Here is a 22,149-nt window from a genome sequence, read left to right as displayed (position 1 = left end):
CTAAATTTTCTTGATCGGGGCAAAAGCCGCCAGCAGGCGCTTTGTGCCCTTGCTTGCAAAAGCGATGTCCAGTTCCATGTCATCGCCAGAGCCTGTGACCTTGATGACCACGCCCTTGCCCCAGCTCTTGTGCTCTACCTGGTCGCCAGGGTGCCAGCCCTTCTTTTCAGCGCCGACGGCCCCGGCTGCCTTGCTAGCCCGGTGGACCGGCTTAGCAGCTTTAGCTTGGGACTTTTTGGCAAAAGGCAACCGGTCCAGGTCTAAGAAGGAAGTCCTGGACTTTGGGGCAGTTGAGGCCACGATATCCAGGTCCTCATCCTTGATTTCGCCGATAAAGCGTGACTGGGCGTTGTACTGCTTGCTGCCATACATCATCCGGGTGTAAGCCGAAGTCAGGTAAAGCTCCTCTCTGGCCCGGGTAATGCCCACGTAGGCCAGGCGGCGTTCTTCTTCCAGCTGGTTCGGGTCTTCGTCCTTGATGGCCCGGGAAAGCGGGAAGATGTTGTCTTCCATCCCAATCAAGAAGACGACTGGGAATTCCAAACCCTTAGCCGCGTGCAGGGTCATCAAAGTTACCCGGTCATCGCTTTCTTCCAGGTCATCCTGGTCGCTTAAGAGGGATACTTCCGCTAAGAAGTCGCTCAAGCGGCTGCTGTCCGGGTTTTCTTCTTCATTGTAATTGTCGTCAAAGCGCTTGGTAACCGTAGCGAATTCCTGCAGGTTTTCCAGGCGGGCAGCGGCTTCCAGGGACCCTTGAGCTTCTTCTTCCTTCAAGGCTTTGGTGTAGCCGAAGTCTTCCAGGATCTTGTCGGTCAGTTCACTGACCGTGTGGTCTTGGGCGTAAGCAATGGCGCTAGTCAGCTGGTCGCTGAAGGCCAGGAGCTTTTTGGCAGCGGCAGAAGAAATCGGAGCCAATTCGACATTGCGCATGGCTTCGTAGATCCCGCCCCCCATTTCGTCAGCGAAGGCAGCCAATTTGGTTGTCGTAGCCTGGCCTATCCCCCGCTTTGGAACGTTGATGATCCGGTTGAAGCTCATGGAATCGCTGGGGTTGGCCACCAGCTTAAGGTAGGCCATGATGTCCTTGATTTCCTTGCGGTCGTAGAACTTGTGCCCGCCAACGATCTGGTAAGGGACATTGGCTTCAACCAAAGTTTCTTCCATCCCACGGGACTGGGCGTTGGTCCGGTAAAGGACGGCGAAGTCCTGGTAATGACGCTTCTTTTTGTCGACTTCTTCCTTGATCTTGGAAAGAACGAAGCGGGTTTCGTCCCGGTCGCTCTGGGCCTGGTAGTAGTGGACCTTTTCCCCGTCGCCCTTGTCGGTCCACAGCTTCTTGGCCTTCCGGTTTTCATTGTGGTCGATAACCGAGTTGGCCGCCTTCAAGATGTGGCCGGTTGACCGGTAGTTCTGCTCCAATTTGACAGTTTGGGCATTCTTGTAGTCATGCTCAAAGTTGAGGATGTTTTCCATGTTGGCTCCCCGCCAGCCATAGATTGACTGGTCGGCATCCCCGACAACGCAAATATTGTGGTAGCCGTCAGCCAGCAGACGGCAGAGCTCGTACTGGGCCTCGTTGGTGTCCTGGTATTCGTCAACCAGAAGATAGCGGAACTTCTGCTGGTAGTAGGCCAGGGTATCAGGGCTGGCCTCAAAAAGGGTCAGCGTCTGCATGATCAAGTCGTCAAAGTCCAGGATCTGGTCTCTTTCCAAGCTGGCCTGGTATTTCTTGTAGACGTCGGCGACGACTTTTTCAAAAGGACCGACCGCGCTGGCCTCGTACTGCTTCGGGGTCTGCAGGCGGTTCTTGGCATTGGAGATCTGGCTCAAGATGTTGCGGGGCAGGTACTGCTTGGGATCCAGGTCCAGCTGGCGGAGAATGCGCTTGACCAGGGTCACCTGCTCTGAAGGGTCAGCGATGGAGAAGTCCCGGTCATAGCCGATCAAGTGGCCGTCCCGGCGGAGGATACGGACGCAGAGAGCGTGGAAGGTGGACATCCAGATGCTTTCGGCCTGGTCGCCCAGGAGCTTGACTTCTCTTTCCTTCATTTCTTTAGCGGCCTTGTTGGTGAAGGTGATGGCCAGGATGTTCCAGGGAGCAACCCGCTTTTCTTCCACCAAGTAGGCGATCCGCCTGGTCAGAACCGAGGTCTTCCCACTGCCGGCCCCGGCGATTACCAAAAGGGGCCCTTCAGTCGTCTTGACTGCCTGGACCTGTTGCGGATTCAAACCTTGTAAAATCGTTGCTTCAGACATGCTTTTCCCTTTCAATAAATCAAAAAACTTAGCTTATCCATTATAGCAAAAAAAGCTGCCAAAAAGCTCTGGCAGCCTGGTCAAACCTGCTTAATTATCGTACTTATTCAGGTTGTATTGTTCAATTAAATTGATGAGTTTGGTCGAGTAGTCCGGGTCGGTGGCATAGCCGTCGGTGACCAGGGCCTTGGCCTGGCTCTTGTAGTCCTTGGCCGCCAAAACATCCTTGTACTGGTCCTTGTTCCAGCTGGTTCCCTGCTGGAAGAGGCGGACGTGGGCCCGGATAGAGGCTTCATAAGAGTCATAAATCTGGAAGCGGGCCTTGACGGTCACCCACTTACCATTGGTGTACTCCTTGGTCGTCATCACGGCCGAAGTGTTAGGGTTAGTCCCTTTAACTCCGAAGAGGTTGTTGTACTTCTGGGACAAGTCGCTTTGCCCGTAGTTGCTTTCCAGGCAGGCCTGGGCGATGGTGATGCTTGGCAAAAGACCGGTCCCCTTGTCAACCTTTTGGGAGATCGGCCCCACCTTTTTGATAAAGGCCTTCTTTTGCCGCAAAAGCTTAGCGGCTGCTTCCTGCTTGGCCAGTTCAGCCTGGCGGATCTGCTCTTGCTCAAGGGCCTGGCGGCGGTAGTAGCGGAAGGCCACGAACAAGCCCAGGCACAAGAGGATGATGGCAAAAACGCGGACCACGAGGATGGTGGTCGTCTGCTTGCCCTTACGTGTTTTTCTGTGTCCAGCCATACTTATCACCTTTCTAGCGCCGCTTCAGTCGCTGCTTGAGGGGCGCGGTAATGAGCGGCGTGATCAAGCCGCTGAAGACTGCTTCCAAAACGCCATTGACGGCCAGGGCCGTAAAGAGGATGACCAGCAAAGACTGCCCGCTCTTGGCCCCCAGGGCTAAAGCCAGCTTCTGGGGATGGCTGAAGTAGACCAGGTCAGACAAAAGGATCACCATGAGCGTATTGACCGCTGAAGCTAAAAGGCCGCTTAAGGCGTAAGCCAGAGGCCGCTTGCCCTCCCATTTATCAGCCAATTGCCCGGCCATGCCCGCTGCCCAGCCGGCCGCGACCCGGGGCAATAAGGCAATCAAGGGGTTCTGGAAAAGGAGAATGGTAACCAGGCCGTTTGGAGCAGCATATGCCCTGATCAAGCTGGTTAAGCCCCAGACCAGGCCAAAGGCCGCGCCGGCTTTAGGTCCTCTTAAAGAGGCAAAGACCGCGACTGTCAACGGAATCGTGGTGATGGCCGGCAGGCCCGGCAAAATCGTGATGTAACCCACATTGGGAATAAAAGCTTCCAGCAGCAGAATGGCCACAAAGACCGCGCTGATCGTTAGGTTCAGGGTCTTCTGTCTGGCTTCAGAATCGTACATTTAGACATCCTTCTATTCATCTTGCATTGCGTTCTATCCATTATAACAGATTGGAGGAAAAGCAAGTTTAAAGAATCAACAAAAAAGGAGCCGTTTCACAACGACTCCTTATCTTAGTGCGGACGAGAAGACTTGAACTTCCACGACCAAAAGCGGTCACAAGATCCTTAGTCTTGCGCGTCTGCCAATTCCGCCACGCCCGCAAATACATTTAATATTTTAGCAAAGCTGCCCTCATTTGGCAAGGGGGCCAGCGATTTTTTCCAATTTTCCCCGGCAGCGGCCACAGAAATACTTCTTGACGTTGACCTGCCGCTGGCGCCAGTAGTCCTGCCCGCATTGCCGGCAGCGGTAGTGCCAGCGGCTTCTTTTGCTCTCCTCTAGTCTTGGCGCATAGCGGCTGCCGCCCACCTTTTTCAAGAGCAGCTTGAAGTCCCGGTCCCTGTGCTGATAGCCCAAACCTGCCAGGTGGAGGTGGTAGTGGACCAGTTCATGTTTGATGATGCCCGGCAGATAATGAAGGTTTTCTTCCTTAAGAAAGAGCGGGTTAAATTCCAGGTGATGGTCAGATAATTGGTAGCGGCCACCGGTAGTCTTCAGGCGGCGGTTGATTTTCGCTTGGTGGAGAAAGGGCCGGCCAAAGGATTCAAGGGAGATCCTTTCGACCAGCTGCTGCAGTTCTTGTTCATTAATCATGGGATTATTGTAGCTGGTCAGGGCAGAAAAAGCCAACTTTTACTCTTCGGCCAGCAAGATCCCGTCTTTCATTCTTAAGCGGCGGTCGTAGACCAGGCCGGGAATTTCGTCGTGGCTGGCCACGATGACGGTCTTGTTTTCGCTGCGCAAGTCTTCTAGAAGCTTAACGAACTGGTCGACCCCTTCCTTGTCGATCCCCCGAGTTGGTTCATCCAGGAGGATGATGTTCTGGTCTTCCATCACGGCCTGGGTGATCCCCAGCTTCTGCCGCATCCCGACTGAGTAGTTGCCGACGGCTTGCGGGTTGTCCGGGTCCAGGTCAAAGGCCTTGAGCAGGTCCCGGGTCTTTTCGGGCTGGAAGCGGTGGTTGAAGTGGCCTAAAAAGGTCAAGTTGTCCCAGGCAGTTTCATATTCAATAAAGCCAGGGTTTTCGATCAAGGCACCAAGGTAGTCATCCTTGTCAGTGTGGATCTCCCCGCTGTCAGCTTTTAAGAGGCCGACGATGATTTTGAACAGGGTGGACTTGCCGCAACCATTGACACCGGAGATGTGGACCAGTTCACCCGCTTTGGTTTCTAAAGAGATGTCCTTTAAAACGGCCAGTTTTTTAAAGCTCTTCTTAACATGTGACACTTTTAACATACAAACTCCTCCTCGACTTAGAGTATATACATGTGGTGGATGGCCCGCCAGAGTGGGTCATAAATATTAGCGTATTTTGGCAAAAGCCAGGCCTTCTCCAGCCAGTAATGATAAAGAATTGGCAAGGTGCTGCTGATGACAATGATAAAAAACGGAAATTTCGCCTTGATGCAGGACAGGACCAGCATGAAGCAGACAATGAAGAGCAGGTAGTGGGCCAGAAGCAATAGGCTGCCAGTTAGGGCTGATCCAAAGCGAAAGAGCGGATTTTTGCCAAAGAAATATGGAAATATAGAGAAAAACAGGTAGATTGCCAGATCCAAGGCTAAGAGCTGGGCCAGGCGCTGGTCAAAAAAGTTCATCTTTCCCCGGGGAGCCAGCAGGGGGCGGACCGAACGGAAAGAGAGGATTTGAATTGCCGCCATGACGGTCAAGGCTGGCTGGATGTACAGGCTGATCAAGTTGGCATTCAGGTAGTACATGGGCATTTCACCCTTCCCGCCGTCTAGGGCAAACTGCAGGCCGCACCATAAGCTGACCGCAAAGTCCAAAATGAGCGTCAAGGCGATTAAACGTTGATAACGCGCTTTTAACATAAGCTATCCCCTCTCCACATTCTTCAAGTACCAAAGTCTTAGTAATACAGCCGTCAGCGCGATGTAAAAAAACGCCGTCGTCACGTAATTCAGATAGAAGATTGCGGGGGTGGGCAAACCTGCTATTCCCTTTTCCAATGGATTAGTGATATTGGTAATATCCCAGATATTGGAAATATTGGTCAAAACTCTTCCCACATCTGGAGCAAATTTTTCTTGCAAAATAATCACGAAGCCAATAACCGGCCCCAAAGACAAAGCTATGCTTACTTTGTTGATAAAAAGAGCCACGCTCAAAATAAACAAAGCATAAATTCCCCAACCAATACCGTTTAGGATGATCTTAATTAGCAAGTTCGCCAAGCTGTTCAGCGAAAAGTAGCCATACCCACCTTGCAAAATATCATTGCTAAACGCTGTATAAATGAATGGATGATAAAAAGTGTTGATCATCAGAATTTCAAGCAAACATCCTAGCCAGTACAGGCCAGTTGCTCCCCAAAAAGTATATCCCATGCACTTTTTAAAGAAGCTTTTCCAACCTGTTCGTCCAATCACACTGTACAATTCATGATTGTTTTTGATGTAGATTGCTAAAGCTGAACCTATAATAGGCAAAAGCAAAAAAATCGCAATGGAGCCAATCATAGTTTCATCAGTTCCATAAGGTTGAACTGTGTCGAACAAGTAGTTAAAAGCGTAATTATCAGTTGCTGATACAGGAAGGTTATCATAGATCGCATACTCCACTTGCCCTGCTATGATTAACAGGTACGCAACAATTCCTGTGATGATTAATCTCTTAGTTTTAGTTAACATTTTCCTCGCAAAATATAAAAAGGCGAAAGAGCATCTCCACTCATTCGCCTTTTGCTCACACTAATTAGCTACTTGTAATCTGCACTAAAGTGAAACTTCACTCTTGTTGAATGTGGATCATCCTTTTCTGTTCGAGCATCTCCCCAATACTTACGGTCTCTTAATCCAGTATTGTTAGCTGCATGAACAGTCTTGTTTTTCTTTAAAACGACCGTATTCGATCTTCTTTGAGCCTTATTGTTGATCAACTTCACCTTAATAACTCTGTTTGAGCCAGGAAGTGCGTCACCATTGAATGAAGCATACGATGATTGAGTCTGCTTAACATTAGGATTTCCCCAACTGCTCCATCTCCCATAGGATGACACATCTTCGGCACTAATAGTCCAAGTTCCCGCAGCTTGTACAACAGCCGCACTGGCAAATGGCAGTAGCAACATTCCACATAAAGCAGCTTTGGTTAACACTTTATGTTTCATTTTCTTATCTCCTTTCTATATAGCACAGTTATTATACAAATCAGTGAACAAAAAATATTGTTCACATTTATGATTATATTACACTTCGCCACTCTGTCAATACTTTTCCCTAAAAAAACATAAATACTCACTTTTTGGCACTTTTTTAGTGTCATAGCCTGCATTTTTTAACCAAATTATTCTTGTTAAAAAACACACTTATCCTCTCTCAACATTCTTCACGTACCAAAGTCTTAATAATACAGCCGTCAACGCGATGTAAAACACCGCCGTCGTCACGTAGTTCAGATAGTAGATTGCGGGGAATTGGTTTTCTCCTACCCATCTTTCCAATGGATTAGTCAGATTGACGATATCCCAGATGTTAGAAATATTACTAAACGTTTCTCCGACATCAATTGACAAATTTTCTTGAAGAAAAATGAGATAGCCGACAACTGGCCCTAAAAACAGGCAAAGACTTGTCTTCTTGATAAATAAAGCCACTGCAAAGATAAAAGCGGCATAAATTCCCCAGCCGATACCGAAGAGCAACACTTTAATTAGCAGGTTGGCCAGGTTATTGAGTGAGAAATACCCGTCTCCTCGCATCAACATTATTTCCGCTCTGGGCATATACACAAATTGGCGGTAAAAAATACTGATTATCGGAGCTTCCAGTAGACAACCTAACCAATATAGGCCAGCCGCACCAATGAACGCGTAACTTAAACTTTTTTGAAAAATTTTTTTCCAGCCAGTTCTACCGATCACACTATAGAGTTCGTGATTATTCTTGATATAGATTGCTAGAGCTGAACCCACAATAGGAAGTAATAAATAAACGGCAATGTTCCCAGCCATCGTTTCTTCGACGCCTTCAGGCTGAACCGAATTAAACATATAATCAAAGCCATAGGAGTTGCTTTTCAAAGTTGGAAGGTTGCCATGTATCGCATATGCTAACTGACCAATAATAATCAACAAGTAGACAGCCACAACTCCTACATATATTTTTTTCGTCCTGGTTAACATTTTTCTCTCCTCCATTGTTTTACACTGCCGCACTCGTGAAAAAATGAGCTTTACACCTTGAATTATAGTCTACTTCAAAGTGTAGTCAATACTTTCCCTTTTAAAATCCGTATTTTTCCATTTTAAGCTGCTTTTTTCGTTTTTATAGCCAGTTCATACATTACAAAAGGGCTATCATCCTCGCCATTTCAAGGCGTTTGCCTTTGAATTCATATATCTATTTCCTTATATCTTTTCTTCTTACATCAGCTTATTTTACCTTCCTCGCCTTCTTGTTTTTCCACGCAAAAAAGCCTGGACTTTCGTCCAGGCTTCTTATTTAACTTTTTAGCTATTCCGTTGATCAGCTTTTCTCTCAAAGAACTTAACGATTTCGACGATCACGATCATCAAAACGCCCATCCCCAGCACAGTCAGCCATTGATCCAGATGCAATTCTGAAACTGCAAAGACTCTGGTCAAGAATGGCAATTCAACTGCCGCCATAATCAAGGCCGACAGAATAATCGCGCCATTGAACCACTTGTTGGCAAAAGTGCTCTTTTGGAAGATTGACTGCTTCACGTACTTAGAGTTGACCGCGTGGAAGAGCTGGATCAGACCCAAAGTGAGGAAAGCCATGGTCAGCGCGTCTTCATGCGGGTTGGTCCCCCGCGGCAAAACGTGCAGACCCAAACCATAAGCGATCAAGACCAGAACACCTTCCAAGATCCCCTGGTAGATAATCGAGCTGGCCACGCCACCTGAGAAGAAGTTGGAATTCTTCCCCCGCGGCTTCTTGTTCATGATCCCCTTTTCAATCGGTTCAACACCCAAGGCAATAGCCGGCAGGGTGTCAGTTACCAGGTTGATCCACAAAAGCTGCACTGGCTTCAAAACATCCCAGCCCAGCAAAGTCATCAAGAAGACCGTCAACACTTCGCCGACGTTGCAGCTCATCAGGTACAGAATTGCCTTCTGAATGTTGGCGAAGACCTTCCGCCCTTGCTTGACCGCTTCCACGATCGTTGCGAAGTTGTCGTCAGCCAGAACCATGTCGGCCGCGCCCTTGGAGACTTCCGTACCGGTAATCCCCATGCCGACCCCGATGTCGGCCTGCTTCAGACTCGGCGCGTCGTTGACCCCGTCACCAGTCATGGCCACGATCTTGCCATTTGCCTGCCAGGCCTTCACAATTCTAACCTTGTGTTCTGGTGAAACCCGGGCATAAACGCTGTAGTCACCGACATGCTTGGTGAAGTAGTCGTCGCTCAGCTTGTCCAATTGCGCCCCGGTAATCACGGCATCGTCACGGCCCTTTTCAACCAGGCCCAGCCGTTCGGCAATCGCCTGCGCCGTAACTTGGTGGTCACCAGTAATCATGATCGTTCTGATCCCGGCCCGGTGAGCTTCCGCGATCGCGTCCTTGGCTTCCGGCCGCTCTGGGTCGATCATGCCGACCAAACCGGCAAAGATCAGATCTTGTTCAACATTATCAGTCGTCGGGTCAGCGTATGGCTCAGCAACAACCTTGTAAGCCATCGCCAAAACCCGGAGGGCTTGCTTGGCCATTTCATTGTTGCTTGCCAAAATGGCCTGCTTTTGTTCAGCGCTGATTTCGCTCAGCTCGCCGTTGATGTTGACATACTTGACTCTTTCCAAAAGCATGTCCGGCGCACCCTTGACGGCAACCATGAACTGGCCGTCAAACTTGTTGACCGTACTCATCAGCTTCCGGTCAGAGTCAAATGGCACTTCCGCTACCCGCGGGTGTTCTGCCAAAAAGTCGCTCACTGGCAGGTCCTTGTGGAAGCCATATTGCACCAAGGCAGTTTCAGTCGGGTCACCCAAGAGCTCCCCGCCGTCTTGAATCTTGGTGTCGTTGGCCAAAAGCATGGTAATCATGGCCTGGTTGCTCAAGTCGATGTCATCGCTGGCATCATGCAGGATCCCGTCATAGTAGACCTTTTCCACCGTCATCCGGTTCTGGGTCAAGGTGCCAGTCTTATCAGAAGCAATGATATCCGTTGCCCCCAGGGTTTCAACGGCTGGCAGCTTTCTGACGATGGCCTTGTGGTCAGCCATGGTCTGGGTACCCAGGGCCAAAATGATCGTCACAATCGCCGGCAGCCCTTCCGGAATAGCGGCAACCGCCAGGGAAACCGCCGTCAAGAACATGTCGATCAGCAAAGCATTCATCGGTTCATGCTGCGGGTTCCGGATAACCCCGATAATGAAGACGACCACACAGATAGCCAGGATCATGTAAGTCAGGGTCTTGCCCAATTGGTTCAAGTTCTGCTTAAGAGGAGTGTCGGTTTCATCAGCTTCGTTCAGCATCTTGGCGATGTTGCCGACTTCCGTATTCATCCCCGTAGCGACAACTACACCTTCCCCGCGCCCATAGGTCACGTTGGTGCTGGAGTAAGCCATGTTGATCCGGTCACCCAGGGCAATGTCATCCCCTTGCAGGGTTTCATTACTCTTTTCCACCGGAACTGATTCCCCGGTCAAGGCAGCTTCTTCAATCTTCAAGCTTTCCGCTACCAAAAGACGCAGGTCGGCCGGGACCACGTCGCCTGCTTCCAGCAAGACCACGTCACCGGGCACGATTTCCGTTGACGGAACTTCAACTACCGCTCCGTCCCGGCGCACCTTGGCGCTCGGCGTGGACATGTCCTTCAAGGCTTCAATCGCTGCTTCTGAGCGAGCTTCCTGGATCACGCCCAAGATCGCGTTCAAAAGCACGACTACCAAAATAATCCCCGCGTCAGTCCATTCCTGGGCAACTACCCCGGACAAGACAGCGGCAACCAGCAGGACGATGATCATCAAGTCCTTGAACTGGTCCATGAAGCGGGCAAACATTGAACGTTTCTTCTTGCCGGCCAAAGCGTTCGGGCCGTATTGGTCCAGCCGCTTCTTGGCTTCAGCCGAACTGATCCCGTGGTTGGCGTCCGAGTCAAACTCGGCTAAAGTGCCTGGGATGTCCTGGCTGTAATACTTCTTAGCCACAGTATTTTCCTCCTTCAAAAAAGAAAAGAGACTTACGTGCCCCTTTACAAAAGCACATAAGTCTCACTAATTAAGACAAGCCCAGGAAACCAACGCGGCTCCCGGCTGTTGGGCTTGTCGCAAGCTATGCTTGCCGTTACTCCCTTATGACATGATTAATATAGCAAAAATTGGCGCTTGAAACAAGTAATTTACCAAATTCGCCGCTATTTTTTGTAATAATCGTCAAAAATCGTGACCGGCAAATGGCGCTTGTGCTCGCTCTTAGTCCACAATTCTTCGATTCTTTCAGCTGCCTTGTCGCTGACTTCCCGGCCTTCCAGGTAGTCATCGATTTCATCATAGGTCACGCCCAAGGCAACTTCATCTGGCAAGGATGGCTTTTCTTCTTCCAGGTCGGCCGTTGGGGCCTTCAAGTAAAGGTGTTCCGGGCAGCCCAAGGCAGCCAGAAGCTGCTTGCCCTGCCGCTTGTCCAAACGGAAGAGCGGAGTAAGGTCAGCCGCGCCGTCACCGTACTTGGTGTAGAAACCAGAGAAGTTTTCGGCCGCGTGGTCAGTACCCACAACCGCGCCCTGGTTGGCCCCGGCAATGGCATACTGCATGACCATTCTTTGCCGGGCCTTGATGTTGCCCTTGTTAAAGTCGGTCATTTCCACGCCCGTTTCCTTCAAGGTAGCCACCATGGCATCAGTGGCTGGCTTGATGTTTTCGATCAAGTCCACGTCCGGCTTGATGAAGGCTACCGCGTCAGCGGCATCAGCGGCATCGGCCTGGACGCCGTATGGCAGGCGGACGGCGATGAACTTGTAGCTGTCATCGCCGGTTTCTTCCCGCATTTCGGAAATTGCCATCTGGGTCAGCTTCCCGGTCAAGGTTGAGTCCTGGCCACCGGAAATACCCAAAACATATGACTTCAAGAAGGGGTTGGCCTTCAAGTAACCCTTTAAGAAGTCAACCGTCTTGCGGATTTCTTCCTGGGGATCGATTTCCGGCAAAACGTGCTCATATTCGACAATTTTCTTTTGCAACTCTCTCATTTGCTGCCTCGCAATCTTGTAGTTAATTTTTTCTATCTTTTATTATACTCAAAAAATGCAGTCTCTGTTTTCAGAAATGTATTTTCACGAGATTCTTTAAAAAATTAGCGTCTGAAGAGCTGATAGTAAATTTTCGCAGTTTTTTGACTACGGATATGTAATTTCAAAAAGGTCACCAGGTCGTGCTTCCAGGAATTTTTCCCTTCCAGCCAGGTCCCGGTAAAAAGGTGAATGGACCGGGACTGAGGCGAAGGGTTGCAAAGGATCCCGTCCGGGTAAACATGGATTCCTTCCTTTAATACTTGCTCTTGGTTGCCGGTCTTAAGGCCGTACTTTCCCTTGAGAATTTCCGTGACTGACAGGGAGTTGACCCCGGCCAGCTGGTCATTTTGGTCAAAGGCAAAATCCAGGTCATCATAATAGTGCAGAATATCGGCCATAAAAGGATGACCCTTCTCCGCCGCGATAATTGCGGCTGACAGGTAGTCATTATTTTCAAAGCCGATAAAAGCCCGGTCATTTAGCAAGTCGTCAAAATCTTTTAAGACCATGACGTCGGTGTCCAGGTAGATCCCGCCCATTTCATAGAGGGCCTTGGCCCGGACATAGTCGGAAACGAAAGCCCACTTCTTGGCCTGGTAGGCCTGCTTAACGTACCGGTTGGCATCAAGGTCCAGCTTATCTTCGTTCCATTCGATGATTTGGTAGTCCGGCAGGCGCTTTTGCCAAGAGGCCAGACAAGTTTGAATGGTCTTGGACTTAGGATTGCCGCCGACCCAGACATAGTGGATAATTTTGGGAATCATGCTTTTTCTCCTTGCAGGCAGGCCTGGTAGCCGGCCAGAACGTCAGCCAGTTGCCGGTCCAGGGAAAAGTGCTGGCTGGCATAGGCCTTTTCAGTTTGAGCAATGGCCGCTAATTCTTCTTTTGGCAAAGCCGCGATTGCTTTTAACTGATCGGCCATGGCTTTTTCTTCTTTGACCGGCACAACCCAGCCTTTTCCTTCTGGAATCAATTCCCTGGCCCCGCCCACGTCAGTGGATAAAAGCGAGACCAGGTTGTCGGCTGCTTCTAGCAAGACCAGGGGGAAGCTTTCTGAGTAAGAAGACAAGACGGCCAGGTCCATCTTCCGGTAGAGCTGCCTTAATTCTTCCTGGGTCAAAAAGCCGGTAAAGGTTACTTGGTCTGTTAAGGCCAAGTCCTGGCAGAGTTTTTTCAAATCCGCTTCCTGGCTGCCGCTGCCCGCAATATAGAGGTGAGCTTGCGGCAAATCGGCTGCTTTAAAAGCCTTGAGCAAGAGATCTTGCCCCTTGACCTTTTCCAGGCGGCCAACATTGATGATGTTGAAGCCGGCATGGTCTTCCTTGGCCAGTACATTTTTATTGTCCCTAAAGTTGATCCCATTGTAGATGACGTGAATCCGGCTTGGCTTTACTCCGTAATTCAGCAGGATTTTTTCAAAACGGGGGGTGATGGCGAAAACCCCATCGGCCTGCTTGATCGCCCGCAGGTTCAGCTTGGTAAAAATCTTCCCCGCGATTCCCCGCCCTTCAAAATCGATCGCGGGATCTGAGTGGACGGTGATCAGCCAGGGACAAGGCAAGGAAGACTTGATCAAGCTGACAAAAAGGTTGGCCCGAGCTCCGTGACTGTGGACCAGGTCATAATGTCCATCCTTGATTGTCTTTTTCAGCCGCTTGAGCAGGGCCAGGTCGTAGCGGCTGGACCCGCCTAAAACGATGGCCTTGATTCCTTTTTCCCGGGCCGCCTGGGCAACCGGTCCTTCAGCGAAGGTCAAGAGGTCAAAATCCTGCCCAGCTCTTTTGGCCTGGGAGAGCAGGTTCACGATATGGGTCAGCCCGCCCCCGCTTTCCAGGCCGGCGTTGATGTGCAGTACTTTCATTATTGCTTGTCCTGCTTCTTGCTCTTTTTAACTTCCACGACGAATTTTGGCAAAACCATCATCCGGCCGATCCGGCTTGGTTCCTTCAAGAGGCGGTAGAACCATTCCAAGTGGGCGTCCTGGAAGACCTTCGGTGCCCGCTTGACGGCACCGGCGAAAACGTCAAAGCTGCCGCCCACCCCCATCATGCTGGCTGGCAAGTTTTGCTGGCGCAAGATGGCCAGGAGCTTCTCCTGCTTGGGAAAGCCCAGGGCCGCGAAGACCAGGTCGGGCCTGGCTTGGGCGATCCGGCTGGCAATTTCCGGCAGGGCGTCTTTAGAGTAGCCGTCTTCAGCGCCAACTAAGTCGATATTCGGGTAATCCGTGGCGATTTTTTCCTTAACGGCGGCGATCACGGCTGGCTTGGCCCCAATCAGGTAGACCCGCAAGTGGTCTTCATTGGCAATTTGCAGATACCAGCAAAAGAGGTCGTAGCCGGTTACTCTCTCTGGCAATTTCAGCCCCAGCATCTTGGCCCCTTTGATGATGCCGATCCCGTCAGCCGTCACGTAGTCAGCCACATTGTTGATGATTTCCCGGTATTCCGGATCTTCTTTGGCGGCCATGACGATTTCCGGGTTGGCCGTCACTACCAAGGTGGATTCTTTTTTCCGCAAGCGGTCCAAAAAACGGGCTTCAAATTCCGCCAGGCTGTACTTGTCGAAGCCAACGCCCAAAATGTTGATTTTTACCATGCTCACACGCTTTCTTTGTTTATTTTTGCTAATTTCTTCCTTATTAATAGCTATTTTTTCAGCCGCTTTTTGACAATCGTGACCAAGTCTTCGTTCAAATCAAACTTCAAGAGCCAGAGGATGACCAGGTAAAGGGCCATAATGGCCAGGGACTTGACCGTCATGTTGATAAAAGCACTTGGAATCTGCCAAGGCCACAGCATCCCTGCCGCCAGGCTGATCCCCATGGCCAAGAAGCACTTGGGCACATCACTGAAAGTTTCCTTGAAGTCATAGCCGTCCCGCACGATCCAGCAGCGGAGAAACAGAACGACTGCTTCGGTCAAGAGGATCGCCACCATGGCGCCCGCTGCCCCGAAAGGCCGGTCCAAAAAGTAGCTGAAGACCAGCTCCAGGACCGCCCCGATCGTAACCGGAATGGCATAGTCCTTGTCCCGCTTGTTGGCCAGGGCAAACTGGTTGGCGAAGACCCCGCCCATGGGGATCAAGATAATGGTCAAGGTAAAGAAGAACATCAAGGGAGTCATCGGGATATATTTTTTCCCGAAGAAAAAGGGCACGAATTCCTTGGTATTGGCCATGACCACCACGGCAAACATGGTTCCCAGCATAGTCGTGGCTTCTAGGGACTTCTTCAAGACCTTCTTCTGGGTTTCCTTCCCCTGGACCGCCATCTGCGGCATTATTACCAGGGAAATACTGGTGATGACCCCCAGGATCATGTTGGAAATCCGCTGGGAGTTGTCATAATAAGAAACCTGGGCCGTGCTTTGGAAGAGGCCCAAAAGGGGCTTGTCCAAGGAAGTGTATATCTGGGTCGCGATCTGGGGAATCATCAAGGTCATGATGGCCCGGCGGGTTTCCGCGAAATGGTAGAAGTGCTTGACTGGCCGGCCGACATACTTGCCGATGCTGAACCAGAAGACAAAGGAACCCAACATGGTGGAAATGGACATGATCAGGAAATACTTCCACAGGTCAGCCGGACTTTTGATCAAAAGCAAGATAAAGACCACGCTGACGATCTTGACGATAGTGTTTCTAAGAACCACCCGGCCAAAATCAGCCAGGCCCTGGAAGAACCAGGAGATGTCAAACTGAGCCGAAATCAAGTACGGCAGCATCAGCAAGAAGTAGTTCCAGTAGCGGACCTTGAGGACCAGGCAGGTCAAGACAGTTAAAGCGATGGTGACTGCCCCGCCGATAAACTGGAAGTACCACAGGCCCCAGAAGGCCTCGGTCAGTTCCCCGCTCTTGCTTTTGGCCCGGGCTTTAGAGATACTTCTGACCCCGATATTGGATAAAGACAGGACGCAGAAAATCATCAGAAACTGGACCGTGTTGTTGACGCTGGAATAGATCCCGTAGGTCGTCGGGCCCAGGACTCTGGACAGGTAAGGAACCGTGATCAAGGGCACCAGGACCAGGAAGACCTGGTAGACCGCGTTATAGAAGATGTTCAGAAAAGTTTTTTTCAAGGATCAGACCCCGCTTAAGTAATCAAAAATTGTCTGGCAAGCCTGGCCATGGTCGGCCTGGTCGCTCAAATCCAGCCACTTTTTCCGTTCAAGACCATACTTGTCGCCTTCCCCCAGCTGCTTGACCAGGTCAGCCTGGCTGGCCACGCAGGGACCAGGGACGATTTTTTCATAAGGCCCCAGCAAAAATCCCCGGGTCTTTTCATACTGGGCCAGGTAGTTGGTGATGAAAATCAGCGGCTTGTCCAAGTGGAGGTAGTCAAAGTAGATCGAGGAGAAGTCGGTCATTAAGAAGTCGGTGGCTCCCAGGATTTCGTAGAGGTCCAATTTTTTGGCCAAAAGATCGGAATTGTTCAAAAAGGCCACGTGCTTAGCCGCTAAGTGAAAGTCGCTGAAGAGCTTCATTTCCCAAGGGTGGAGCTTGACCAGGAGGTACTGCTTTCTAGCAGCCAGGGCCTGGTCTAAAGCGGCCAGGTCAAAGTCGCTGAAGGCAAAAAAGTTCCCTGCCTTAATCCGCTCCATCACTTCCGGGTCTTCTAATTCATAGCGGAAGGTTGGCACATAAATCCCCACTTGGGCCTCCGGGTCCTGGCAGGAGAAAAAGTCAGCCAGGAGCTGGTCCTTTTTATAAGGGGACTTGAGCAAGGCATCAATTCTGGGAAAACCCAGTTGGACATAGCGGGGACCTTCAATCCCCATGCAGGCGCTCATCAGGCTTTCATAGAGCTCGGAACTGGAGGTGACCAGGTCGGCCGTCTTGTGCCAAAGCTTTTCGTTTCTCTGGTTGTCTCGGCGCTGGGTATTGTTGGCCATGGTCCCCATCCGCTTTAGAGGAATCCCATGCCAAAGGGCCAGGTTGACCTGACTTTTCCGGACCTTGAAGGGCTGGTGGGTGGTCAAGACGTACTTGGCCCGGCCGATTTTTTGCCAGTCCGACCAAGGAAGGTGGGAGGAGGGCCAGGGTTCGATCAAGTAGGCCGTGACTTCCGGGTGCTCGCGGCGCAGGTATTGATAAAAGAGGTAGCCATTGGATCCCGACCGGCCGGCCCCGTTCAAGATCACGTATGTGTTGGGATCTTCTTTTTGCCAGCGGGCCAAAAATTTCATGACTGCCAGATACAGGCGGAATAGTATGCTTTTCATAGTGCCTCGTTAATCATTAGCTAATAGTGTCAAGTCCATTTTAGCAAATTCGCCCCCTGCCGCCAAAAGCAAGTTCCATCTTTTGCCCTTTTTTAAAGGAAGGAAAAAGAGGCAGGTTTGATTCCTGCCTCTTTGTCATTCGCTTATTTATAGCTGGCTATTTGCTGAAAGTAAATTCGAAGCGCTCACCCACGTATGAAGCCCGCGTGTATTCAAAGGGCCGGCCATCGGCCAGCTTGGTGACCTGCCGGCGGGTGATCAAGGCCTCGCCCCGGCGGCAGTTGAGCAGGCGGGCCTCCTGCTCATTGGCAACAGCGGCTGAGATGTACTCAGTTGCATCCCCGATCTGGTAGCCCCCCTGCTTTTCCAAGGTCTGGTAAAGGTGGCTTGACACGTCATCCTTGGCAAAAGGCGCGATCAGGTCTTCCGGCACCGTCACGATTTCATGGCAGATCGGCACCTGGTCGGCATAGCGAATCCGCTCCATGCGCAGGACCTTGTCGCTGCCTTCCAGAGCCAGGCGTTCTTTTTCCGACAGGGAAGGCTGGGTGATCTTGTAAGAAACCAGCTTGCTGGACGGAGTCTGCCCGTTGGCCCGGGTAATTTCGGTAAAGGACATGATCCCGGACATTTTTTCCTGAACCTTCTGACTGGCCACATAGGTCCCGCTGCCCAGCCGCCTTTCCAGAATCCCCTCTTCTTCCAGGGTTTTGATGGCCTGGCGCAGGGTCATCCGCGACACCTTGAACTGCTCAGCCAGCTGTCGTTCAGCTGGAATCCGGTCCCCCACCTGGTAGACATGGTTTTCAATATCCCGGCGCAGCTGATTGTGAATTTTGATGTACATTGGTTCTTGCATCGTTTTCCCCCCCACAGAATCATCCAGCTTAGATCTTAATTAAATTTTATAGCAAAAGGCGGTCTTTAGACAAGTTTACATTTAATTCCTGTCAATTTTACCTTGCCCTGGCCAGTCTGCTTGACCAGCAGCTGTTCCTGGTCGCTCTCCAAAACATTGCCCAAGATCCCGGCTTTGTCGGCTAACCGCAAGTGGCTGCCTGCCACGTTTAAGAGGGCATCCTGCAGGCGAACCTGGCTCGCGCCGCTTAAACTAAGCCAAGTGCCTTCGCTGCAGGAAAAGTGTGGCCGGCAAAAAACAGCCTTGCCCTGGCCTTCAATTTCTCCTGCCACCAAGTGACAGTTGGTTAAGTTGCTGCTCCCGCTGACCTGCTTAAATTGCTTAAAAGTGCAGTTTTGGAAAGCGGCGGAATTGGCTTTTTCCAAAAGAGCCGTCCCCTGCAAGTCACAGTTCAAAAGGTCAGCCTGGCCATTTTTCAGAGTTAAAGACATGGTAGATTCGGTGAAGTAAAGACCGTTGTTTTTTCCCAGGCTGGTCACCTGGTCAAAAGCCGTCTGGTCAAAATGGCCTTCATAAGCCGAATTTTCCTCCAGGACAAATTCTCCCTTGATTTGAGACTGGCTGATGGCCAAGGGACCAAAGCCATCGCCGGTAAAAGCAGCCGGAGCTGCCTTGATTTCACTTCCCGAAATCTGGACATGCTGCTCTTCTCCGCCAACCAGGCGGATTTTTCCCCTAACTTGACAGGAGTAAAGTTCCAACCAAACCGGACCCAGAGTCATGAGGGCAGTACTCCCTTCTCCTTCTGGCGCTTCCAGCCGGCAGCCGCGCAGGGTCAAGTAAGGAGCATTTTCGCCTACATAAACTCTAACCAGGGCCCCGGCAATTGCCTTGGTCTTGACGGCCAGGTTTTCCAGGGTCAAATAGCGGCCAGACAGGACGACTTGACCAACCAGGACCGTCATATCTGGCGCTGTCCCCGTCCCCTTGATCACGATGTTGTTCAGCTTTTGCCCAAAAGGAATTTCATAAAAGCCGGGAGCCAGCATGAGCACGTCATCGTCTTCCAGCTGGTCTAAAGCCTGCTCCCAGGACAAGTCCCGGGGGTCCTGGCTTACTTTGATTAAGCGCATGGTGGCTCCTTTCTATTCCTTCCGTTCAGTCCACTTGATCCCCAGCAAAGAGATGTTTTCCGGATGCTCACACTTGATTTCCAGTGGCGCCCCCTGGTAGTAAAGGGCGTTGGCCACAAAGCGGGCATCATTGTCTACCAAAACCGGCCAGTTTTGCGGGTCAAATTGCAGGTTCCGCCCCTTCAATACCGCTTGGTCGACCAGGAAAATAAAGTAAGGGTAGTCGCCATTGCCCGAAAAGGTCACTAAACTCCCCTCCATGAAGCTTTTTCCTTCCAAGTTGGCCGCGGCCGCGATCTGGACATTGGACAAAAAGCTCTGGCTCTCCCCCCGGGCTTGGAAATTGTAGAGCTGACTGTTCTGCATTAGCAAGTGGCAGTGGTCTTCAATCGCCAATTGGCTTGGCATTTGGCTCTCCAGGATGTTCAGCCAGCATTCGCCCCGGGCATAAAGGCTGTAGTCCCGGTTGAGAAAGCGGCAGGCGTAGACATTGACCCAGCTCTTGCCGCCCAAGTTAAGGTTACCGATGGCTGAGTTATTGATGTTCAGTTCGATATTGCTGGAATCAAAGCTGTTGACCGTCCCCCGAATCTCGGAATTATTGATGATGGCCGTCCCGGTTCCTTCCAAAGAGATGGTCCCGAATTTTTCTGACTCATAGTCCAGCAGGCAGTCCGCCATTTCCAGGCGGAAATTAGCTTTTTCAAAAAAGGACAAGGTCCCGTTGAGCAGGCGGCAGGAGTACATCTCCACCGTGTCCTGGCCGTTGATGGAAATCGTGGTCGTCTTGCTGCCGGTCCCGGTCAAGACGCAGCCGCGCAGGATCAGGTAGCTGTTGGTCTCTTCCGGAAGATCCAGGGTGTTTACGTCCCCATAAGGTTCCAGGGTCAAGTTTTCAAAAACCACCCGGGAGCTGTTTTCACCGATGGAGAAAAAGCTGCGGATCCGGGTGTCTTCCGGGCTGGCCCCCAGGCCCTTGATGGTCACGTCTTCTAATAGCCGGCCCTGGGGCCAAACGTAATAGCCGGGCTCCAGCAGCAGATAGTCCCCCGGCTCCATGTCGAGCATGGCCCGGTGCCAGGTCACTTCACCGCCGCCGCTGCCAACTTTGATGTATTTGCTCATATCCGCCTCCTGGTCAAAAAACTAAATACTATTGTACCCGCTATACAGGCAAAATAGTTGAAGAATGCTTCTTTTTTTCGCAAAAAAGCCGTCAGTTTCTTCCTTATTGAAAGAAACTGGCAGCTTTTACCGGTTTAAAACTTGTTTTACTTAATCTTGACGTCCCAGTAGTAGGCAACAGTCCCGTAAGGAGACAGGCGGAAGCCGGTCACCTTGGACTTAAGCAGGTAGGAAACCCCGGCTTGGTAGAGCGGTGCCGCGAAAGCATCCTTTTGGATCAATTGCTTTTCAGCGGCGATCAAGCTGGCCTGCCGCTTGGCCGGCTGAGTGGCGTAAGTGCTCCTTGCCTGCTTGATTTCCTTCCAGAAAGTGCTGTTCTTGTAGTCACTTTCCAGGTTGAAGAGGCCACCGATGGTCAAGTAGTCGATCGGGTCCTGGAAGCTTGGCTGCCAAGTCCCGTATACCATGTCGAAGTTGTGCTTGGTCGTGTCAGCCAGGCGGGACTTCAGCGGAATCGACCGCAATTTAACAGTCAAGCCCGGCAGGTTCTTCATCAAGTTGCTCTGCAGGTATTCGCCCACCCGCTTAGACGCATCCATGTCACTGGTCAACAGTTCGATGGTGATCTTGGACTTGCCCAGCTGCTTTTTAGCCAAGGCCCATTCCTTTTGGGCCTGCTTCAGATTGTAAGTCATCAGCTTGCCAGCACTGGTCCGGTAGTCCTTGCCGTTTTCATCGTAGATGAAGTCGCTGGCGACCAGACCTTGGGCAGCCTTGCCGGAGTGCAGGACCGTCTTCACCAATTCCTGCTTGTTCACGCCCAGGCTGATTGCCCGGCGAACGTGGACATTGCCAGTGGTCTTGCGCTTGGTGTTAAAAACCATGTAGCCGTTGGTCGGCGTGGTCTTGGTGTGGTAGTCAGCATTCTTTTCATACTGCTTGACGTAGTCAGCATCAACTGGCGCGTAATCCAGCTGCCCGCCCTTGTAGAGGTTGAGGCCGGTAGAGGTGGTCTTGATGACCTGGACCTTGACCGCGCTCAAGCTGACTGACTTGGAATTCCAGTATGTCTTGTTCTTCTTCAAAGTCCACTTGAGGCTGGACCCATCCCACTGGCTGACGGTAAACGGCCCGTTGTAGACCAGCTTGCTGGAACTGGTCCCGTAGCTGGACCCGTACTTTTTGACGATCTTCGTGTCCTGCGGGTAGAACTGGGCCCCGGTTAAAAGGTCTGGCAGGTACTGGATCGGGTTTTCCAGGGTGACCTGCAGCTTGTACTTGCCCAAGGCCTTGATGCCCAGACTGGACACCTTCTTCTTGCCGGCTGCTACAGCCGTCCCGTTCTTGATCACTTGGTAGCTGTCGCTGTCCAAAGAATCGTTCTTGGGGTCAACCGTCCGCCGCCAGGCAGTAACGTAGTCCTGGGCAGTCACTGGGTCCCCGTTGGACCACTTGGCGTTTTTTCTAAGAGTAAAAGTATAGACCTTCTGGTCCTTGGACTTGGTCACCTTGACCGCCCCGGCCAGCTGAGCCTGCCCCTTTTTATCGAAGCGGTAGAGCCCTTCCATGGAATTCTGCAGGGTTTCAGAGCTGACGGTATCCCCGTACTTGCTGGAGTCCAGGGTGCTGATTTCGCCAGTTACAGCTGTCTTCATTACCTGCTTGGAACTGGAAGCCTGCTTGTTTTGCCCGCAGGCCGTCAAAAGCGCCGCCGTTGCTAAAAGCGTTACTGACACAATCCTCTTTTTATGCAATTTTTTGCCTCCCGAAATTTTACTTAATCTAGCCAATCTAATCTTACTTGCATTTGTACTTATCAAACTTACTAAAAGTAACCAACAACTTACTTTTCAGTATAGCAAGTTA

Annotated in this window: 20 protein-coding genes and 1 tRNA gene; all 21 read right to left on the bottom strand. The window is 51.1% G+C overall.

What is annotated here, in order from left to right; all coding sequences use genetic code 11:
- Positions 1-2,256, bottom strand: a complete 2,256-nt coding sequence (gene pcrA, locus ACYVUT_RS02305) for a DNA helicase PcrA (protein WP_484499821.1) — start codon at positions 2,254-2,256, stop codon at positions 1-3.
- Positions 2,257-2,346: 90 nt separating this feature from the next.
- Complete coding sequence (locus ACYVUT_RS02300) at positions 2,347-3,000, bottom strand: glycoside hydrolase family 73 protein (RefSeq protein WP_439774767.1); 654 nt, start codon at positions 2,998-3,000, stop codon at positions 2,347-2,349.
- A gap of 13 nt (positions 3,001-3,013) precedes the next feature.
- Positions 3,014-3,631 carry an ECF transporter S component gene (locus tag ACYVUT_RS02295; RefSeq protein WP_484499820.1) on the bottom strand — a complete coding sequence of 206 codons (618 nt, stop codon included), beginning with the start codon at positions 3,629-3,631 and terminating at the stop codon, positions 3,014-3,016.
- 117 nt (positions 3,632-3,748) lie between these two features.
- A tRNA-Leu gene (locus ACYVUT_RS02290) sits at positions 3,749-3,834 on the bottom strand.
- 31 nt (positions 3,835-3,865) lie between these two features.
- Positions 3,866-4,327: a SprT family protein gene (locus tag ACYVUT_RS02285; protein WP_484499374.1), complete on the bottom strand. Its 462-nt coding sequence runs from the start codon at positions 4,325-4,327 to the stop codon at positions 3,866-3,868.
- Between the two features lie 39 nt (positions 4,328-4,366).
- Positions 4,367-4,969: an ABC transporter ATP-binding protein gene (locus ACYVUT_RS02280; RefSeq protein WP_439776338.1), complete on the bottom strand. Its 603-nt coding sequence runs from the start codon at positions 4,967-4,969 to the stop codon at positions 4,367-4,369.
- A gap of 17 nt (positions 4,970-4,986) precedes the next feature.
- The gene (locus ACYVUT_RS02275; protein ID WP_439776354.1) at positions 4,987-5,457 is read right to left on the bottom strand and encodes a hypothetical protein; all 471 of its coding nucleotides are present in this window, start codon (positions 5,455-5,457) and stop codon (positions 4,987-4,989) included.
- Between the two features lie 111 nt (positions 5,458-5,568).
- Positions 5,569-6,384 carry a hypothetical protein gene (locus tag ACYVUT_RS02270; protein WP_484499819.1) on the bottom strand — a complete coding sequence of 272 codons (816 nt, stop codon included), beginning with the start codon at positions 6,382-6,384 and terminating at the stop codon, positions 5,569-5,571.
- A gap of 68 nt (positions 6,385-6,452) precedes the next feature.
- Complete coding sequence (locus ACYVUT_RS02265) at positions 6,453-6,863, bottom strand: choline-binding protein (RefSeq protein ID WP_439776340.1); 411 nt, start codon at positions 6,861-6,863, stop codon at positions 6,453-6,455.
- 198 nt (positions 6,864-7,061) lie between these two features.
- A complete protein-coding gene (locus ACYVUT_RS02260; RefSeq protein ID WP_484499818.1) occupies positions 7,062-7,877 on the bottom strand; it encodes a hypothetical protein in 816 nt (271 codons plus the stop codon).
- A gap of 327 nt (positions 7,878-8,204) precedes the next feature.
- Positions 8,205-10,889, bottom strand: coding sequence for a calcium-translocating P-type ATPase, PMCA-type (locus ACYVUT_RS02255; protein WP_484499817.1), 2,685 nt, complete (start codon positions 10,887-10,889; stop codon positions 8,205-8,207).
- Positions 10,890-11,077: 188 nt separating this feature from the next.
- On the bottom strand, positions 11,078-11,908 hold the full coding sequence (nadE, locus tag ACYVUT_RS02250) for an ammonia-dependent NAD(+) synthetase (RefSeq protein WP_439776344.1): 831 nt from the start codon (positions 11,906-11,908) through the stop codon (positions 11,078-11,080).
- A 104-nt stretch (positions 11,909-12,012) separates the two neighbouring features.
- Positions 12,013-12,714, bottom strand: coding sequence for a glycosyltransferase family 32 protein (locus ACYVUT_RS02245; RefSeq protein ID WP_484499816.1), 702 nt, complete (start codon positions 12,712-12,714; stop codon positions 12,013-12,015).
- Positions 12,711-13,811, bottom strand: a complete 1,101-nt coding sequence (locus ACYVUT_RS02240) for a glycosyltransferase (protein WP_484499815.1) — start codon at positions 13,809-13,811, stop codon at positions 12,711-12,713. The genes ACYVUT_RS02245 and ACYVUT_RS02240 overlap by 4 nt, the downstream gene beginning before the upstream one ends.
- Positions 13,811-14,545 carry a WecB/TagA/CpsF family glycosyltransferase gene (locus ACYVUT_RS02235; RefSeq protein ID WP_484499814.1) on the bottom strand — a complete coding sequence of 245 codons (735 nt, stop codon included), beginning with the start codon at positions 14,543-14,545 and terminating at the stop codon, positions 13,811-13,813. Before ACYVUT_RS02235 ends, ACYVUT_RS02240 begins: the two co-directional genes overlap by 1 nt.
- A 50-nt stretch (positions 14,546-14,595) precedes the next feature.
- Positions 14,596-16,023, bottom strand: a complete 1,428-nt coding sequence (locus ACYVUT_RS02230; protein ID WP_484499813.1) for an oligosaccharide flippase family protein — start codon at positions 16,021-16,023, stop codon at positions 14,596-14,598.
- Between the two features lie 3 nt (positions 16,024-16,026).
- Positions 16,027-17,166, bottom strand: a complete 1,140-nt coding sequence (locus ACYVUT_RS02225; RefSeq protein ID WP_484499812.1) for a CDP-glycerol glycerophosphotransferase family protein — start codon at positions 17,164-17,166, stop codon at positions 16,027-16,029.
- 157 nt (positions 17,167-17,323) lie between these two features.
- Positions 17,324-18,025, bottom strand: coding sequence for a GntR family transcriptional regulator (locus ACYVUT_RS02220; protein ID WP_002878105.1), 702 nt, complete (start codon positions 18,023-18,025; stop codon positions 17,324-17,326).
- Between the two features lie 65 nt (positions 18,026-18,090).
- The gene (locus ACYVUT_RS02215) at positions 18,091-19,158 is read right to left on the bottom strand and encodes a hypothetical protein (RefSeq protein ID WP_484501414.1); all 1,068 of its coding nucleotides are present in this window, start codon (positions 19,156-19,158) and stop codon (positions 18,091-18,093) included.
- A gap of 12 nt (positions 19,159-19,170) precedes the next feature.
- On the bottom strand, positions 19,171-20,283 hold the full coding sequence (locus ACYVUT_RS02210; protein WP_484499810.1) for a phage tail protein: 1,113 nt from the start codon (positions 20,281-20,283) through the stop codon (positions 19,171-19,173).
- A 146-nt stretch (positions 20,284-20,429) separates the two neighbouring features.
- The gene (locus ACYVUT_RS02205; protein WP_439776353.1) at positions 20,430-22,037 is read right to left on the bottom strand and encodes a peptide ABC transporter substrate-binding protein; all 1,608 of its coding nucleotides are present in this window, start codon (positions 22,035-22,037) and stop codon (positions 20,430-20,432) included.
- Between the last annotated feature and the right edge of the window lie 112 nt (positions 22,038-22,149).

It is taken from the genome of Lactobacillus sp. WILCCON 0059 (assembly GCF_057197985.1).
The sequence above is the reverse complement of the archived record's forward strand: the minus strand, read 5'-3'. Positions and strand labels throughout refer to the sequence as shown.